The sequence below is a fragment of the Slackia sp. CM382 genome (genome assembly GCF_000293015.1).
Lineage (GTDB): Bacteria > Actinomycetota > Coriobacteriia > Coriobacteriales > Eggerthellaceae > Slackia > Slackia exigua.
In genome coordinates this window covers 158,888-176,553 of the sequence record NZ_ALNO01000016.1, presented here as the reverse complement: position 1 = coordinate 176,553, position 17,666 = coordinate 158,888, and the positions used below count along the sequence as shown (strand labels likewise).

15 protein-coding genes are annotated in these 17,666 nt (G+C 64.1%); all 15 read right to left on the bottom strand.

Annotation, left to right across the window (positions count from 1 at the left end):
- Positions 1 to 13: 13 nt before the first annotated feature.
- Positions 14 to 2,734, bottom strand: a complete 2,721-nt coding sequence (gene ppdK / locus HMPREF1155_RS06055) for a pyruvate, phosphate dikinase (RefSeq protein ID WP_009078216.1) — start codon at positions 2,732 to 2,734, stop codon at positions 14 to 16.
- 45 nt (positions 2,735 to 2,779) lie between these two features.
- Positions 2,780 to 3,682 carry a pyruvate, water dikinase regulatory protein gene (locus tag HMPREF1155_RS06050; protein WP_006361453.1) on the bottom strand — a complete coding sequence of 301 codons (903 nt, stop codon included), beginning with the start codon at positions 3,680 to 3,682 and terminating at the stop codon, positions 2,780 to 2,782.
- 62 nt (positions 3,683 to 3,744) lie between these two features.
- Positions 3,745 to 5,832 carry a glycine--tRNA ligase subunit beta gene (gene glyS, locus HMPREF1155_RS06045; RefSeq protein ID WP_009078679.1) on the bottom strand — a complete coding sequence of 696 codons (2,088 nt, stop codon included), beginning with the start codon at positions 5,830 to 5,832 and terminating at the stop codon, positions 3,745 to 3,747.
- A complete protein-coding gene (locus tag HMPREF1155_RS06040) occupies positions 5,822 to 6,745 on the bottom strand; it encodes a glycine--tRNA ligase subunit alpha (RefSeq protein WP_039993444.1) in 924 nt (307 codons plus the stop codon). The genes glyS and HMPREF1155_RS06040 overlap by 11 nt, the downstream gene beginning before the upstream one ends.
- 2 nt (positions 6,746 to 6,747) lie before the next feature.
- A complete protein-coding gene (gene lepB, locus HMPREF1155_RS06035; protein ID WP_009078318.1) occupies positions 6,748 to 7,317 on the bottom strand; it encodes a signal peptidase I in 570 nt (189 codons plus the stop codon).
- Between the two features lie 36 nt (positions 7,318 to 7,353).
- On the bottom strand, positions 7,354 to 8,100 hold the full coding sequence (gene trmD, locus HMPREF1155_RS06030; RefSeq protein WP_009078475.1) for a tRNA (guanosine(37)-N1)-methyltransferase TrmD: 747 nt from the start codon (positions 8,098 to 8,100) through the stop codon (positions 7,354 to 7,356).
- 12 nt (positions 8,101 to 8,112) lie between these two features.
- Positions 8,113 to 8,646: a ribosome maturation factor RimM gene (gene rimM, locus HMPREF1155_RS06025; RefSeq protein WP_009078767.1), complete on the bottom strand. Its 534-nt coding sequence runs from the start codon at positions 8,644 to 8,646 to the stop codon at positions 8,113 to 8,115.
- Between the two features lie 4 nt (positions 8,647 to 8,650).
- Complete coding sequence (locus HMPREF1155_RS06020) at positions 8,651 to 8,908, bottom strand: KH domain-containing protein (RefSeq protein ID WP_009078249.1); 258 nt, start codon at positions 8,906 to 8,908, stop codon at positions 8,651 to 8,653.
- A complete protein-coding gene (gene rpsP, locus HMPREF1155_RS06015; protein ID WP_006361460.1) occupies positions 8,909 to 9,154 on the bottom strand; it encodes a 30S ribosomal protein S16 in 246 nt (81 codons plus the stop codon).
- A gap of 125 nt (positions 9,155 to 9,279) precedes the next feature.
- Positions 9,280 to 11,499 carry a polyribonucleotide nucleotidyltransferase gene (pnp, locus tag HMPREF1155_RS06010; RefSeq protein ID WP_174222051.1) on the bottom strand — a complete coding sequence of 740 codons (2,220 nt, stop codon included), beginning with the start codon at positions 11,497 to 11,499 and terminating at the stop codon, positions 9,280 to 9,282.
- 129 nt (positions 11,500 to 11,628) lie between these two features.
- Positions 11,629 to 11,907 carry a 30S ribosomal protein S15 gene (gene rpsO / locus HMPREF1155_RS06005; protein WP_009078657.1) on the bottom strand — a complete coding sequence of 93 codons (279 nt, stop codon included), beginning with the start codon at positions 11,905 to 11,907 and terminating at the stop codon, positions 11,629 to 11,631.
- Between the two features lie 209 nt (positions 11,908 to 12,116).
- Positions 12,117 to 13,067, bottom strand: coding sequence for an RluA family pseudouridine synthase (locus HMPREF1155_RS06000; RefSeq protein ID WP_009078186.1), 951 nt, complete (start codon positions 13,065 to 13,067; stop codon positions 12,117 to 12,119).
- Positions 13,068 to 13,087: 20 nt separating this feature from the next.
- The gene (gene lspA, locus HMPREF1155_RS05995; RefSeq protein WP_009078260.1) at positions 13,088 to 13,618 is read right to left on the bottom strand and encodes a signal peptidase II; all 531 of its coding nucleotides are present in this window, start codon (positions 13,616 to 13,618) and stop codon (positions 13,088 to 13,090) included.
- 4 nt (positions 13,619 to 13,622) lie between these two features.
- Positions 13,623 to 16,481 (bottom strand): isoleucine--tRNA ligase, encoded by a 2,859-nt coding sequence (ileS, locus tag HMPREF1155_RS05990; RefSeq protein ID WP_009078480.1) that lies wholly within the window; start codon positions 16,479 to 16,481, stop codon positions 13,623 to 13,625.
- Positions 16,482 to 16,740: 259 nt separating this feature from the next.
- Positions 16,741 to 17,625: a methionyl aminopeptidase gene (locus tag HMPREF1155_RS05985; protein ID WP_009078397.1), complete on the bottom strand. Its 885-nt coding sequence runs from the start codon at positions 17,623 to 17,625 to the stop codon at positions 16,741 to 16,743.
- Positions 17,626 to 17,666 lie beyond the last annotated feature (41 nt).

The window sequence follows — 17,666 nt, the reverse complement described above, 5'->3', positions numbered from 1 at the left end:
AGAAGACGGCGATCTACTCCATGTCGGCGATGGCCGCCTGCGCTGCCGCAAGGCGCGCGAGGGGCACGCGATACGGCGAGCAGGACACGTAGTCAAGGCCGAGCGCGTGGAAGGTCTTGACGGAATCGGGGTCTCCGCCGTGCTCGCCGCAGACGCCGCAGACGAGATCGGGATTGCCCTCGTGGCCGAGCGTGACGCCCATCTCGACGAGCTTCGCCACGCCGGGATCGACGGTCGCGAACGGATTGTACGGGAGCAGCTTCTCGGACAGGTACTGCGGGACGAACTCGGCTTCGACGTCGTCACGGCTGAAGCCGAACGTCGTCTGCGTGAGGTCGTTCGTGCCGAAGCTGAAGAAGTCGGCCTGGGTGGCGATTTCATCGGCGGTGACGGCGGCGCGGGGAAGCTCGATCATCGTGCCGATGGGGATCTTGAGCGAGACGCCTTCGGCGGCCTCGACCTCGGCAATGACCTCCTCGGCGACCGCGCGGAGCTTCGCAAGCTCGTTGACGGTGGCCACGAGCGGGATCATGATCTCGGGCTTCGGGTCGAAGCCCTCCTTGACGAGCTTGGCCATGGCCGTGGCGATAGCACGCACCTGCATGCGCGGAAGCACGGGATAGACGATGGCCAGGCGGCAGCCGCGCAGGCCGAGCATCGGGTTCTGCTCCGCGAAACCGTCGATCTTGTCCATCAGGGTGCGCTTCTCGGCAAGGGTCGCCTCATCGGCGCCGGCGGCTTCGAGCTTGGCGATCTGAACGTCGAGGGCGCGGGCGTTGTCGAGGAACTCATGCAGGGGCGGATCGAGCAGACGCACGATGACCGGCAGCCCGTCCATGGCCTTGAACATGCCGTAGAAGTCGCCGGACTGCGCTTCGAACAGCGCTTCGACGGCCTTGGCACGGACGTCTTCGTCCTCGTTCAGGATGAAGGACTGGATGATCTGCTTGCGATCGCCCAGGAACATGTGCTCGGTGCGGTCGAGCCCGATGCCCTCGGCGCCGAATTCGCGGGAGAGCTGCGCATCGGCCGGATTGTCGGCGTTGGCGCGGATGCCCAGGCGACGATACTCGTCGGCCCATTCGAGCAGCGTGCCCAGATCGCCCGACATCTCAGGCTCGACCAGCTCGACGGCGCCGAGCATGACCTCGCCGGTCAGGCCGTCGATGGAAATGACGTCGCCTTCGTGCAGGACGATATCGGTGCCCGCGACGGCGACTTCCTTCTTCGCCGCATCGATCTTGAGCGCCTCGACGCCGCAGACGCAGGGGGCTCCCATGCCGCGCGCGATGACGGCCGCATGCGAGGTCTTGCCGCCATGGCTCGTGAGGATGCCTTCGGCCGCTATCATGCCGGCAAGGTCGTCGGGCGTGGTCTCCCAGCGGACGAGAACGGTCTTGCGACCCTCTTCCGCAGCGGCGACCGCCGCGTCGGCGGAAAACACGACTTCGCCGACCGCAGCGCCCGGCGAGGCGTTCAGACCGCGCGCGATGACGTTCTTCACGGCCGTCTTGGAGATCTGCGGATGGAGCAGCTGGTCGAGCTGCTCAGGAGCGACGCGCATGACCGCGGTCTTCTTATCGATCATGCCTTCGTGCACCATTTCGATGGCGATGCGCAGGGCGGCCGCGGCAGTGCGCTTGCCGACGCGCGTCTGGAGCATCCAGAGGCGGCCTTCCTCGATGGTGAATTCGATGTCCATCATGTCGCGGTAGTGGTCTTCAAGCAGATCGAAGATGCGCTCGAGCTCTTCGCCCGTCTCCTCGAGGCCCGGCGTGTGCTTGAGCTCGGCGATCGGAGATGTGTTGCGAATGCCGGCCACGACGTCTTCGCCCTGGGCGTTGACCAGGTAGTCGCCGTAGAATTCCTTCTTGCCGGTCGCGGCGTCACGCGTGAAGGCGACGCCCGTGGCGGAGGTTTCGCCCTTGTTGCCGAAGACCATGGCCTGGACGTTCACGGCCGTGCCCAGATCGTCGGCGATCTTGTTCTGCTTGCGATAGAGCGTCGCGCGCGGGTTGTTCCACGAGCCGAAGACGGCCTCCATGGCCAGGCGCAGCTGGGTGTCGGGATCCTGCGGGAACGCGACGGCGCCGTCGACGACGAGCTCGGGATGCGCTTCGGCGGAGACGTTCGCCGAGAAGATGCCCTTGAAGGTTTCCACGAGCGCCTGAAGGTCGTCGGCGGTCAGGTCGGTATCGTTGCGGATGCCGCGTTCGAGCTTCTTCGCGGTGATGGCGTTCTCGAACAGATCGCCTTCGAGGCCCATGACCACATTGGAGAACATCTGGATGAAACGGCGGTAGCTATCCCAGGAGAAACGCGGATTGCGGGTCTTTTCGATCAAGCCGTGGACGGACCGGTCGTTCAAACCCAGGTTCAGGACCGTATCCATCATGCCAGGCATGGAAAGAGGCGCGCCGGAACGGACGGAGACGAGCAGCGGATCGGTCGGATCGCCGATCTTCTTGCCGATGCGGCGCTCGAGGTCGAGGCGATATTCCTGAATCGTGTCGAGAGCCCCTTCGGGCCACGTGTTGCCGGCGTTCGCATATTCCATGCAGGTCTGGCAGGTGATCGTGAAGCCAGGAGGCACCGGGAGCCCGAGGACCGCCATCTCGGCGAGATTCGCGCCCTTACCGCCCAAGACCCCCTTCATGTCTTTGTTGCCCTCGGTCACGTTGTTCCCTTGGGCGTCCTTGCCGAATGCATAGACGCGCTTTACGTCTTCAGCCACTGGTGCAACTCCTTCAATCGACTGGCTACCTTACCTGTCGCCCCATCACTCGACGATCGACTTCTGCGAGGGGTGAGCGAGTTCATAGTAACGCAATATCTCCTGGGCCGTTTCCTCGATCGCGCGGTTGTCGGTATGAACCACCAGGCATCCAATCTTGCGCATGAGGGAACGCGCCTCTTCGAGATCCCGATAGACCATCTCGGGCTCGGCGTAGCTCGCAGCCACCTGCTGGGCAAGCCTGCCCGATCCGCCCAGACGCCTCTGCCGTATGCCGACGAGCACGTCGGGCGTGGTCACGAGCCCGTACACGCGCGTCGGGTCGCATTCGAAAACCTCCGGCGGACAGGGGGAGTCCAGCGCAAGCGGCACGTTCGCCACCTTGTAGCCCTGAAGCCCCAGGTAGATGGAGATGGGGGTCTTCGAAGACCGAGAGACGCCCAGAATGACGATATCGGCCTTCAGAAGATCCTGCGGGTTGCGCCCGTCATCGTGCTCGACGGTGAACTCCATCGCGTCGATGCGGCGGAAGTAGCTCTCGTCGGTCTGGCGATGCAGGCCGGGGTGCGTCGAAGGCAGCAGGCCCGATGCTTCCGACAACGTATCGAGGGGGCTTCCCATGAGATCGACCCCGCGCATATCGTGCGCGTCGAGGAACTCCGCAAGACGACGGCGGGCCTCCTTGTCGACGAGCGTGTAGAAAACGACCAAACGTGCGTCGACTCCCGCTTCGACATGACGCTTCTGGTGATTGAGCAGGAAGTTCGTGATCTGGTCGTAATCGCGCGCCTTCGGCAGCGTCTCTATGTAGGGTTCCGGCACGCCGAACTGGCCGGCGGCGGCCTTGGCGATGGCTTGGGCCGTCGCACCCACCGAATCGCTGATCACATGGATGGTGGGTAGCGGAGAGTCGTTGAAGACGTTCGCGGCTTCGCTCGTGAGATTCATGGCTTCCCTTCGTACGACGCGGCAGGGCGGCGCGATCGGTGCGCCGCCCTGCGGGATCGAGGCTATTTCGTCTTGGCGAGCAGACCGAAGTCCGCAACGTCGGAAAAGACGCCGACGAACCGATTGAGCAGGCGAATGCGGTTCCTGCGCACGTCGGGATCCTCGTCCATGACCATGACGTCGGTGAAGAAGGCGTCGATCGGCCGACGCAGGGCTGCAAGGCTCGTGAGCGCCCGGGCGAAATCGTCGTCGTCAAGCGCGGCGGCGACATCGGCGCGCGCGCGCGCCGTGGCGGCGAAGAGGGTGCGTTCGGCATCGTTGAACGCCCCTTCGTCGCAGGCATCGCCCGCCGCGGCGTCGCGCAGGTTGTTGGCTCGGGCGAAGGCGATCGCCAGATCCTCGAACGCCTCGGGCTCGGCGGCGCGCTGCATGTCGAGCGCGCGGGCGCGCTTCGCGATGGTCGCAGGCTCGACGACGCGCGCGGCGAGCACCGCATCGATCGCATCGGCGGAAACCCCTTCGTCGCGCAGGATGACCTTCGTGCGCGTGACGAAGAAGTCGACGATCGCTTTGGTGGCTTCGACACGGTCGAAGACGAGCCCGTCGGCTTCATACGAAGCGAGGGCCGCATCCACGGCGGCGCCGAGGGAGACCTCGAGGCCGTCGTTGAGAAGGCCGACGATGCCGATGGCGCTGCGGCGCAGAGCGAAGGGATCGGACGAGCCCGTCGGGGCCTGGTCGATGGCGAACAGGCCGCAGATGGTATCGAGCTTGTCGGCGAATGCGACGGCCCGGCCCGCGAAGCCCTGCGGAAGCCCATCGCCCGAGAAGCGCGGACGGTAGTGGTCGGCGATCGCACGGGCCACCTCGTCGGTCTCCCCCGCCGCCTTGGCGTAATAGGAGCCCATGATGCCCTGGACGCTCGTGAATTCGACGACGGCGCCGGTCACGAGGTCGGCCTTGCAAAGGAAGGCGGCACGGCGGGCGTCGGCCTTCTCCTGGTCGGTCGCCGTGGACGAGGAGTCGCACACGAAGGATGCAAGACGTTCGATACGCACGGTCTTCGCGAAAGTGGAGCCGAGCTTCTCTTGGAAGACGACGTGTTTCAGGTCGGGCACATACGCTTCGAGCGGACGCTTGAGGTCTTCGTCGTAGAAGAACTTGGCGTCGTACAGACGGGCGGCGACGACGCGTTCGTTGCCGTCGACGATGTTCGCCTCGAACTTCGGATTGCCGTTCGAGGTGATGAGGAACTTATTGGCCAATGTGCCGTCTGCATGGAACAGCGGGAAGTAGCGCTGATGGACGAGCATCGCGTCGACGATGATCTCTTTGGGGACCTTCAGGAAAAGCTCGTCGAAGCCTCCTACCATGACGGTGGGATGCTCGGTGAGGTTGACGACCTCCGCCATCGTGCGCGCAGGCAGGTCGGCCGTAAGCCCCGTCGCCTCTTCGACGGCCTGGACCTGGGAGCGGATGCGCGCTTCCCGCTCCGCCTCGCTCGGAACCACGAAGGCTCCGCGCAGCGTTTCGACCAGGTCGTCGGCGCATGCGAGCTCGATGCCCGCAGGGGCGAGGAAGCGATGCCCGTAGGTGGTGCGACCGGATTCGGCGCCGGCGAAGGACAGCGGCACGACGGCGTCGCCCAGAAGCGCCACGATCCAACGAACGGGACGGCTGAACTGCTCGCGATACGCCGCCCAACGCTGCGACTTGGGCCATGCGATCCCGGTGATCACCTCGTGGAGCACATCGGAAAGCAGGCCGGTGACGTCGAGCGACGGCGTCGTTTTCACGGCGTAGACGTACTCGACGCCGTTCTCGTCGCGCCGTTCGAGAGCCGACGCGTCGACGCCCTTGCCGCGCGCGAAGCCGAGCGCGGCCTTGGTCGGTTTCCCCTCGGCATCGAAGGCGATCTTAGCCGCAGGGCCGCGAAACGTCTCTTCGGAGGCCTCGGTCTTCTCAGGCACGTCATGCACGATGGCGATCAGGCGTCGCGGCGTGGAATAGGCCTCGATCCCGGCATGGGGGATCTTGGCGGCATCCATGAGCGAAGCGACGAGCTCGGGAAGCTTCTCCGTGGCGGCATGGAGCGCGAACGCAGGCAGCTCTTCCGTTCCGATCTCGAAGGCGAGCGTCTTATTCGCCATCTGCGGCCTCCTTGTCCTGGGCGCCGGCATGGCCGACGACGTGTTCGATATAGCTCGCGCAGCACGCTTTGGCGATCGAGCGCACACGCAGGATGTAGCCCATGCGCTCAGTGGCGGAGATGACCCCGCGCGCATCGAGCAGATTGAAGGTATGCGAGCACTTCAGCACGTAGTCGTAGGCGGGAAGCGGCAACCCGGCCTCCAAGATGCGGTTGCATTCGGCCTCGTAGCGATCGAAATCGCCGAAGAGCAGGTCGGTATCGGCCACCTCGAAGTTGTATGCCGAGTATTCGCGCTCGTTTTCCAGGAAGACGTCGCCGTACGTGAACTCGATGCCGTCGTCGCCGCGGCTCCAGACGATATCGTAGACGGAATCGACGCCCTGGATGTACATGACCAGACGTTCGAGACCATAGGCGATCTCGGAAGGCACCGGCGCGCATTCGAATCCGCCGACCTGCTGGAAATACGTGAACTGCGTCACCTCCATGCCGTCGATCCAGACCTCCCAGCCGAGACCCCAGGCCCCGAGCGTCGGGCTTTCCCAGTCGTCTTCGACGAAGCGCACGTCATGCTCTTCGACAGCGATGCCGATGGCGCGCAGGCTGTCCAGATACAGGTCCTGCACATTGTCGGGAGAAGGCTTGATCAGCACTTGGAACTGGTAGTAGTGCTGCATGCGGTTCGGATTCTCGCCGTAGCGGCCGTCCGCAGGACGACGGCAGCCCTGCACGTAGGCGGTGCGCCACGTATCGGGCCCGAGGGATCGCAGCGTGGTGGCAGGATGGTTGGTGCCGGCGCCGACCTCGTTGTCGTACGGCTGCAGGATCACGCATCCCTGCGCAGCCCAGTAGGTCTGCAGCCTCAGGACGACCTCCTGGAACGTTGGCGCGGTGTGCGCTGGCTTGCTCATGTTCACAGCACTCCTAGATGGGTAAGGGGCCAATAGACTACGAAGGCGCGACCCGAGACGGAGCTCTTCTTGATCGGGCCGAAATACCGGGAGTCTGAAGAGCTGGTGCGATTGTCGCCCATGACCCAGAGGCTTCCCGCGGGAACGGTGTAGGGATACGTGATGGAAACGTCGTTCGCAGCATCCAGAGGAACGCTCGGCTTGCCGTCCGTATACGGCTCGTCGAGAGGCGTGCCGTCCACGTACACGACGCCGTCGATGAGATCGACGGTCTGACCGGGCGTGGCTATGACGCGCTTGATGAGCGTGCGGCCGGGAATCTCGGGATCGTCGAAGGTGATGATGTCGCCATAAGCGGGTTCACGCAGGTAATAGGATATCTTCTCGGACCAGACCTGGTCGCCTATCTCTATCGTGTCCTCCATGGAACCCGAGGGAATGGCGTAGGCGCGCGCGACGAAGTTCTGTATGAGCCAGATGAGCGCGAGGACGGAGACGAAGAAGAAGGCCCAGGAAAGGATCGAGCGGATGATTCCCGAGGCACGCGAGCCTGCATGAGTGCCGTAATCCATGAAAGAGCAGCGCCTCCCGCACCAAAGAAAGGACGCTCAACGAGCGTCCGGAACGTCAATGTCGTGCAATGATAGCAAAAAAGCCCGTTCGCGCTCGGTCAAGGCGGCGCTTTCCAGCAAATCGGGACGAAGGCGCGCGGTGCGGAGCAGCGCCTGTTCGCGTCGCCAGGCGGCGACCTTCCCATGATCGCCGCTCAAAAGCACGGGCGGCACGTCCATGCCGCGATAGCTCGCCGGACGCGTGTACTGAGGATATTCGAGCAGCCCGTCGTCGCCGAAGCTCTCGTCGACGACGCTCATGTCGTCGCCGAGAACGCCGGGAATGAGACGCACGACGGCGTCGATGACGACCATGGAAGCGAGCTCCCCCGAGGTGAGCACGTAATCGCCGAGGGAAATGCATTCGTCCGCCAATGCGTAGGCGCGTTCGTCTATGCCCTCGTAATGCCCGCAGATGAACATCAGCCGATCCTTCGTCGAGAGGCGTTGCGCGACCTCTTGCGCGAACGGCACACCCGTAGGCGCGAGGAATACGACATGGGGCTTCGCGCCTTCGGAGGCGACGGCATCGTAGGCTTCGAAGATGGGCGGGCACGTCATAAGAAGGCCCTGGCCGCCCCCATACGGATCGTCGTCGGTCGTGCGATGGCGGTCGTGCGTCCAGTCGCGCAGGTCGTGAGCATGGAATTCGAGCAGGCCGAATTCCTGCGCCCGCTTCATGATGGAATCCTGCATGACGGAATCGTACATGCGGGGAAACGTCGTGATGGCGTCGATGCGCATGCGCGGTTCCCCCTATGCTTCGGATGCAAGTTCGACGAGCCCGTCGGGAAGCGTGACATGGATGGTCCGCGAGATGTCGTCTATCGACGATATCATCTCCTCGACGGCTGGAATGAGAATGTCGCCCGAAGCCCCCTCGACGACGAGCATGTCGCTTGCCGGCATCTCGGATATTTCGGCAAGGCGCCCGATGCGGCCTAGGCGTTCGTCGACGACGGAGAAACCGATCAGGTCGTATTCGCGCGAGCGCGCCGCATCGAAGCCTTCGGGAAGATCGGCCTCGGCCACAAGGCAATGGCTTCCGCGCAAGGCCTCCGCGGCATCGCGGTCGGAGATTCCCTCGAATTCGACGCTCCACTCCCCTGCGGACGCCTCGACCGCGCGTGCCACGCGCGCGGTACGCGGGCCGCGCATGGCCGGAGGAACGAAATGGACCGTCATGCCCTCTTCGAGCAAAAAAGGAAGGCCGCGCACGGGACGTGCGACGAACCTTCCCTTAAGACCCGAAACAGAGCCGAGCACGGCTATGTCGGCCCAGTCGTACACGAGGTCAATCCTCGACGAGCTCGACCGAGACATCGCGGCCTTCGCCGCAGAGGGCGGCGCGGGCCAGGACGCGAATGGATTTGATGACACGACCCTGCCGACCGATCACCTTGCCGCAGTCGTCCGCGGCGACGCGGATCTCGACGAGCTCGGAGCCGCTCTCGTCGATGCTCGATGCCACGTCGACGGCCTCTTTATCGTCGACGAGCGGCTCGACGATAGCACGGACCAGATCGGCGATGTCGTGAGACGTCGAGGCCATTTACTGGGCCTTCTTGGCCGTCTCGATGAGACGCTTGACGGTATCGGTAGGCTGGGCTCCCTTGCTGATCCAGTCTTCGACGCGCGGGAGGTCGAGCTCGATGACGGAAGGATCCATGTTGGGGTTGTAGCGACCGACCTGCTCGATGATCTGGCCATCGCGGCGTGCGCGCGCATCGGCGACGACGACGCGGTAGACGGGATGCTTCTTAGCGCCATGGCGGGCGAGGCGAATCTTGACTGCCATCTGAATGAACTCCTTTATGTCATGCGTACACGTGTCATGTCACGTAATTATTAATGGTATTACACGGAAACGGCTTTTTCAAGCGCAGGACCGGAGGCTTCACCGGTCCCGCGAAGCGGTCGGAACTAGTGGCGGCGGCGCGGCTTGCGGGAGTCGCCCGAGGAGGCTTCCTCCCGATGGGAACGCCCGGGACGGCGATCGCGATCGCGAGGCTCGCGGTCGGAACGCTCGGGTCGGCCGGGGCCGGAAGACGCCGGAGCATCGGGCTTCTCGAGACGGTCGAGGGAGACCTTGCCGGTCTTGGAGTCGATCTCGATGACCTCGACCTTGACGGTATCGCCGAGATTGAGGACGTCTTCGACCTGGCCGACGCGCCCGTTGGCCATGCGGCTGATATGAAGCAGGCCGTCCTTGTTCGGCGTCAGCTTCACGAATGCGCCGAACGACTGGATGCCCACGACCGTGCCTTCATAGACCTCGCCGACCTCGGGTTCCTTGACGATGTCCTTGACGGCCTGCATGGCGGCGGCGCCAGCGGCCTGGTCGACGGCCGCGATATGCACGGTGCCGTCTTCCTGGATCTCGATGGAGGCGCCGGTGGCGTCCTGGATGCCGCGAATGGTCTCGCCGCCCTTGCCGATGACCTCGCGAATCTTCTCGACCGGGATCTTGATGGTCTCGATACGCGGCGCGGTGTCGCGAAGCTCGGCGCGCGGAGCGGCGATTTCATCGAGCATGGCGGACAGGATGTGCGCGCGGCCTTCCTTCGCCTGCGCGAGCGCGCGGCCGAGTATCTCGGTGGACAGGCCGCGGGCCTTGTTGTCCATCTGGAGCGCGGTGATGCCCTCGGGCGTGCCGGTCACCTTGAAGTCCATGTCGCCGAGGAAGTCCTCGAGGCCCTGGATATCGGAGAGGATGACGACGCCGTCGTCTTCCTTGATAAGGCCCATGGCCACGCCGGAGACGGGCGCCTTGATGGGCACGCCCGCATCCATGAGCGCGAGGCAGGAGCCGCAGGTGGACGCCATCGAGGACGATCCGTTGGATTCGAGCACCTCGGAGACGACGCGGATGGAATACGGGAATTCGTCCTCGTTCGGAAGGACGGGAAGGATGGCGCGCTCGGCGAGGGCGCCATGACCGACCTCGCGGCGCTTGGGGGCGCCCATGCGGCCGACCTCGCCGGTGCAGTACGGCGGGAAGTTGTACTGGTGCATGTAACGGCGCGTGGTCTGAGGATCGATGGTGTCGAGACGCTGCGCCTCGTTGAGCAGGCCGAGAGTCGCGACGGACATGACCTGGGTCTGGCCGCGCTGGAACAGGCCGGAGCCGTGGACGCGGGGCAGGTAGCCCGGACGGATGTAGAGCGGGCGGATCTCTTCGGGCGCGCGCCCGTCGGCGCGTTCCCCGGTTTCGATGATCATGCGGCGCATCGCGTGCTTCTCAAGCGCCTTGCAGGCGGCGGCGATGTCGGAGGCCCAGGCGGCGCGCTCCTCGTCGGAGAAGTCGTTCTCCTTGATGGAGGCCTTGAGCTCTTCGACCTTGGCGATGCGCGACTGCTTGTCGGCGTCCTTGAGGGCGGCGCTCATGGCGTCGTAATGGGCGTTCACGCGCTCGGCGATGGAGGCGTCGGGCACGTGGATGGGCCATTCGCGCTTCTGGATGTCGACCATGGACAGGAATTCGGCCTGCTTCTCGCAGAACGCCGCGATAGCCTCCTGGCCGAAATTCATGGCGGCGAGCATATCCTCTTCACCGACCTGATCGGCGCCCGCCTCGACCATGGAGATGTAATCCTTGGTGCCGGCGATCGTGAGCTCGAGGTCGGACGTCTCCTGCTCGGCGTACGTCGGGTTGACGATGAATTCGCGGGTCTCGGCGTTGCGCGCGATGCGCACGCAGGCGACCGGGCCGTCGAACGGGGCGCTGGCGATGAGCAGGGCGGCCGACGCGCCGCCGACGCACATGCAGTCGGGGGCGTTCTCGCCGTCGATGGCGAACGTCGTCGCCACGACATGCACTTCCTGCTTGAAACCTTCGGCGAAGCCGGGGCGGATGGGACGGTCGACCATGCGCGCGGTCAGCGTTCCCTTGTCGGACGCGCGTCCTTCACGCTTGAGATAGCCGCCAGGGATGCGGCCGACCGCGTACATCTTCTCCATGAAATCGACCGTCAGGGGGAAGAAATCGTAGTCCTTCTCTTCTTTGGAGATGACGCTCGTGACGAGGACCGTGGTCTCGCCTTGACGCACCAGCACGGCGCCGGTGGCCTGCTTGGCAAGTTCGCCGGTTTCGAAGGCGTAGCTCTTGCCGTACAGTTCGAATTCCAAAGACACTTTCTCCAAGATGCTCTTCTTTCTCTCTTCTTCGGAGCCGCCCTTCTGGCGACCCTCGCGAGCAGCGCGGATCCCGATCCGCGCCGACCGCTCCTTCATAAGGAAGCCCGTCGCATACGGCGGGCTTCCTGGTGCGGATTAAAGGTTGTCGCGAATGCCGAGCTTCTTGATGAGCTCGCGATACGCGTCGATATCGCAATTCCTGATGTAGGAAAGGAGGCGGCGACGCTTGCCGACGAGCATCAGCAGGCCGCGACGGGTGTGGTGGTCCTTCTTGTGGACCTTGAGGTGCTCGGTGAGGTTGCGGATGCGTTCCGTGAGGATGGCGACCTGGACGGCGGCGGATCCGGAATCGTTCGCGTCCTTGCCGAACTCGTTGATGAGCTCCTGGGTCTTTTCCTTGGTGATAGAAGCCATGTGCTCCACCTTTCCCGCATCGGATGCCCGATGCTTCTGCGCGGCCGTTGCGCGCCGCTTGAGAATACGCCGCGGTCTGCGAGGCATGCGGTGGCGCGTGCGCTCGAAGGCCGGGTAATGCAACCGAACGATTATATCAGATGGTCGCCAACGGGCGACGACGCGGGGACAATTCATCGTTTGCACGCAACGACGTGCGAGTTCGTTTCCTATGCGCGCGCGTCGAGCTCGTCTACGACCGCCTGGAGATCGGCAGGCAGCCCATCTTCGAACGAAAGGCGCGTTCCCGTCGAAGGATGCGTGAAGGCAAGGCGATACGAATGGAGGAACTGGCGCTCGAGACCGAGATTGTCGTGCTTGGGCCACCCGTAGGTCGGATCGCCCACGCACGGGTGCTTGATGTATTCCGCATGCACGCGGATCTGATGCGTGCGCCCGGTGAAGAGCTTGCAGTCGATGAGCGTGTACCCGTCGTCGCGACGCGACGGTTCGAATCGGCGCACGACGCGAAACGACGTCGAGGCAGGCCGGGCGCTTTCGCGATCGGAGACGCACATGCGCAGGCGGTCCTTCGCGCTGCGGCCGATGGGCGCATCGATGAGCCCGGTGTCGAGCGGAATCCAGCCGTGCACGAGCGCGAGGTAATGACGATCGACGTCGCGCGACGCGATGTCCTCCATGAGGCGCAGCCCGGCCGCATCGGTCTTGGCGGCGAGCATAAGCCCGCTCGTGTCCCGGTCGAGCCGATGCACGATGCCGAGACGGTCCTGTTCTCCTTGGACATTGCAGAGCTTTTCGCGCCCGCAGTGCGCGATGAGGGCATTCACCAGCGTATCCTGTTCGGGATGGCCGTCTGCGGGATGGGTGACGAGCCCCGCCTGCTTGGACAGGACGATCACGTCGTCGTCTTCGTAGCGTATGTCCAAAGGGATGTCGGCCGGCATGAGCTCGAGCACGCGCGCATCCATCGTAACGGCGTATTCGACCACGTCGGATATCCGAACGGTGAAGCTCTTGCGCACGACGGTGCCGTTGACGCGCACCTCGCCCGCATCGACGCGCCTGGCGGCGGCGGAACGCGTGGGAAACGCGGCGACGGCAGCCAGGAAGGCATCGATGCGCATGCCGTCGAAGGAGCCTTCCACGTAAACGGCTTCCATGCGAGCCGGGGATTCCTCCACTACGCGTCCCCGCCTCGGTCGGACTCGGACGTGCCCTGCGCGCGGACTGCAGCGAGATATCCGATGATCAGGAGAACGAATCCGCACGTCACACCTATGTCAGCCACATTGAAGACCGGGAAATCCATGAACGTGAAATCGAGGAAGTCGGTTACGAAGCCCTGGGCGAACCGATCGATGGCATTGCCGATGCCGCCCGCGAACACGAGCGCGAGCGCGACGGTTTCGGCGAGGTTCGCCTCGTGGCCCGACACACGTCCGTAGAAGGCGAACGCGCACGCGATGGCGATGCAGACCGCAAGCGAGAACGCGCCGAGCAGAACCGTCGAGTCGCCGAACGCGCCCCAGGCCGCGCCGGTGTTGTGGACGAGGCGAAAGCGGACGATAAGCCAGTCGTGCGCCGAGGTCTGGCCGAGGGCATAGGCCCCCTCGAAATACGCCTTCGTCGCGCGGTCGAGGACAAGCCACAGAAGGGCCGCGCCGGCAAAGATGCCGCCCTTCCCTGCCGCCGTTTCGGTGATGCGCGCCATGGAGCTATTCGACCTCGGCCGATGCGAGCGCATCGAGCACGTCGCCGCAGCGTTCGCAGACGTCGGGATGCGCGGCGTTGCCGCCGAGCACGCGATGGTTCCAGCACCGCGGGCATTTCTCCTTGGACGTCGCGCTCACGGAAACCGCAAGATCTTCGACATCCGCCGCAGACACGGTCACGCGCGCCACGATGAAGAACTCTTCGAGCGTGGCGGCATCGAACGAATCGAGAACGTCGGCGATGGCGGCGGGAGCTTCGATGCCGAGCTCGGCTTCCTGGCTCTTGTTCACGACCTTGCCGTTGCGGGCATCTTCAAGCGCCTTGGTCACGGCGTCGCGCACGGACAGGAGCACGTCGAAGCGCGCGCGCAGCGCGGCTGCGTCGGCTTCGGCGGGAAGCGTCGGCTTGAAATCTTCGAGCGCAGGCCAGCCTGCAAGCTGAACGCTCACGGGACGCCCGGCACGATTGCGGGCGGCCTCGGGATAATGCTCCCAAACCTCGTCGCAGGTGAAGGACAGGATGGGGCTCATGATGCGGACGAGCACCTCGAGGATGTTCATGAGCACCGTCTGCACGCTGCGCCGTGCGCGGGAATCCGGAGCCTCGGAATAGAGGCGGTCCTTCACGACATCCATGTACACGGCCGAAAGGTCGGTGACGACATAGTCGTAAAGCGTGCGGAAAACCTGGTGGAAATGATATTCGTCGTAGGCGCGGCCGACCTCGGCGAGCACATCGGACAAGCGCAGCATCGCCCAGACATCGATCGGATCCATATCGGCAAGCTCGACGGCATCGGTCGCATCGTCGAAGCCGTCGAGGTTCGCGAGCAGGAAGCGGAAGGTGTTGCGGAAACGACGATATGCGTCGGAGGTGCGCTTGAGGATGGTGTCTCCGATGGAGACATCCACCGAGTAGTCGGTCGAGGAGACCCACAGGCGCAGGACATCGGCGCCGTATGTGTCGGTGACCTCTTTGGGATCGATGCCGTTGCCCTTGGACTTCGACATCTTCTCGCCATGCTCGTCGACCGTGAAGCCGCAGCACATGACCGCCTTGTACGGTGCCGAGCCGTAGGCGCCCACGCCGCAGAGCAGCGAGCTTTGGAACCATCCGCGATGCTGGTCCGAACCTTCGAGATACAGATCCGCCGGCCAATGCAGACGATCCTCGTCGGCACGGTGCTTGAGCACGCCCACGTGGCTGACGCCGGATTCCCACCACACGTCGAGAATGTCCTTCTCGGGGCGCAGGTCGGTGCCGCCGCACTTCGGGCAGCAGGTCCCTGCGGGAAGGTATTCGGAGGGATCGCGCGTGAACCAGGCATCGGCGCCCTCGGTGTTGAACAGATCGATCACCGCATCGAACGTCGAGGCGTCCGCGACGATCTCGCCGCAGGACGCGCACTTGAACACGGGAATCGGCACGCCCCAGCTACGCTGGCGCGAGATGCACCAGTCAGGACGGTCGGCAACCATGGCGCCGATGCGGTTCTGGCCCCATTCGGGCACCCACCGGACGTTCTCATGGATTTCTTCGAGCGCACGCTCACGCAGACCCGTCTCGTCCATGGAGACGAACCACTGGTCGGTCGCGCGGAAGATGATCGGTTCATGGCAGCGCCAGCAATGCGGATAGCTGTGCTCGATCTCCTTGAACCCGACGAGCGTGCCGCGCGCGCGGAGCCATTCGATGATGCGGGGATTCGCCTCGTCGGTGTCCATGCCGGCGAATTCCGGCACGATGTCCATGAAACGGCCGTCGTCGTCGACGGGCATGATCATAGGAACGCCGAAGCGTTCGCAGACCTTGTAGTCGTCGACGCCGTGGCCGGGCGCGGTGTGAACCGCTCCGGTGCCCGACTCGAGCGTGACATGCGTGCCCCAGATGATGCGGCCTTCGACCTCGTCGAGGATCGGCGTCTTGTACGTGATGCCCCCGAAGGCGTCGCCCTTCATCGTGACGGACTCGCCGTCGGCTTCGACGATGCGATAGGAATCCCAGCCGACCGCTTCGGCGACCTGGTCGACCATCTCGCGCGCGAAGAGCATGAAGGCGCCGTTCGCCTCGACGAAGCAGTAATCGATATCGGGACCGAAGGACACCGCGGTGTTCGCAGGGAGCGTCCACGGCGTGGTGGTCCAGATCAGGACGTAGGCACGCGCGAGGTCGACGCCGGCATCGGCGAAGACCTGCGGTATATTGTCGAGCTTGAAGGCGACGTAGATCGAAGGCGACGTCTCCATGCCGTACTCGATCTCGGCCTCGGCGAGCGCGGTGTGGCAACGTTTGCACCAATGGATGGGCTTGCGTCCGCGATAGACGGCGCCGGACAGGTACATCTTCTTGAAGACCTCGACGTTCGCCGACTCGAACGTGGGCTGGAACGTCAGGTACGGACGATCCCACTCGCCGTTCACGCCGAGGCGTTTGAAGCCCTCGCGCTGCACGTCGACGAACTTCTCCGCCCATTCGCGGCACAGACGGCGCACGGTCGCCTGCGGGAGCTGGGACATCTTCTCGGTGCCGAGCTTCTTTTCCACCTCATGCTCGATCGGCTGGCCGTGGCAGTCCCAACCGGGCACGTACGGCGTGAAATAGCCGCGCTGGGCATGGGACTTCACGACGAAGTCCTTGAGGATCTTGTTGAAGGCGTGGCCGATGTGGATGGGACCGTTGGCGTACGGGGGGCCGTCATGCAAGACGAACGGCTCGCCGTCGCGGTTACGCTCGAGGATCCGGTGGTACAGATCCTCGTCCGCCCACTTCTTGAGCCTTTTCGGCTCGTTCTCGGCCAGATTCGCGCGCATGGCGAAATCGGTCTTGGGCAGGTTCATCGTAGAGCGGTAATCGTTTCCCATCGTGTACTCCGACCTTTCAGTGCCTATTGATACGCAAGTTTCACAATTATAGGGAACCGAGGGCCTGAGGCATCGCGCGCCCGTCCGCATCGTGGAAAACGCATACACGCGACATGCCGGACGCACGGCGAGCCTCGAAGGACAGGAAGAGGACGTGAACATCCACCCGTGCTGCCCGCGCGATGCGTGCGACGGGTGAATCGTGAAAGCGCCCCTTCGCCGCACGATCCATGCGAAGGGGCGTCTGCGCATGAGAATGCTACCAGGACAAAAGCTCGATGCCTGATTCGGTGACGACGAGCTGGACCTCCCATTGCGCCGTCAAGCTGCCATCGGCCGTACGGACCGTCCAGCCGTTCGGATCGGTCATATCGATCTCCTGAGCGCCGAGATTGACCATGGGTTCGATCGTGAAGCACATGCCGGGAGCGAGCACGATGCCCGTATCCGCCGGCTCGACGAAGCTCACGAACGGGTCCTCGTGGAACTCGAGCCCGATGCCGTGCCCGCCGAATTCGCGCACGACCGTATAGCCCGCATCGGTCGCCACGCGGTTGACCGCGGCGCTCACGTCGCCGAGGCGGCACCAGGGCTTCACCGCGGCGATGCCCGCTTCGACGGCGGCCTTGGTGACATCGACCAGACGTTGCGCCTCATCCGATACCTTCCCGATGCAGAACATGCGAGACGAGTCGGAAAAATAGCCGTCGAGGATCGTGGAGCAGTCGACGTTGACGATATCGCCTTCTTCGAGCACTTCGTCTTCGGACGGGATGCCGTGGCAGACGACATCGTTGACCGAGGTGCAGACGCTCTTGGGATAGCCTTCGTAATCGAGGGGCGCGGGAACGGCCCCGTGTTCGACCGTGTAGTCATGCACCCAGCGGTCGATCTGTTCGGTCGTGACGCCCGGCCCGATATGCTCGGCCACGTAATCCAGCACGCCGATGTTCACCTCGGCGCTGCGCTTGATCCCTTCGATATCCCGCGCCGTCTTCAACATGGCGCGGCTCGGTACCTCGAGGCCCTGGTAGTACAGTTCCTCGAGCCTCTCATCGTTGGACATATGGCATTTCTTGTATTTCCTGCCGCTTCCGCACCAGCATGCGTCGTTGCGCCCCGGAACGGGGAGTTCGTCGAACATATTTGAGATCCTTCCTCGTCGTTTTCGTCACACCATACGAC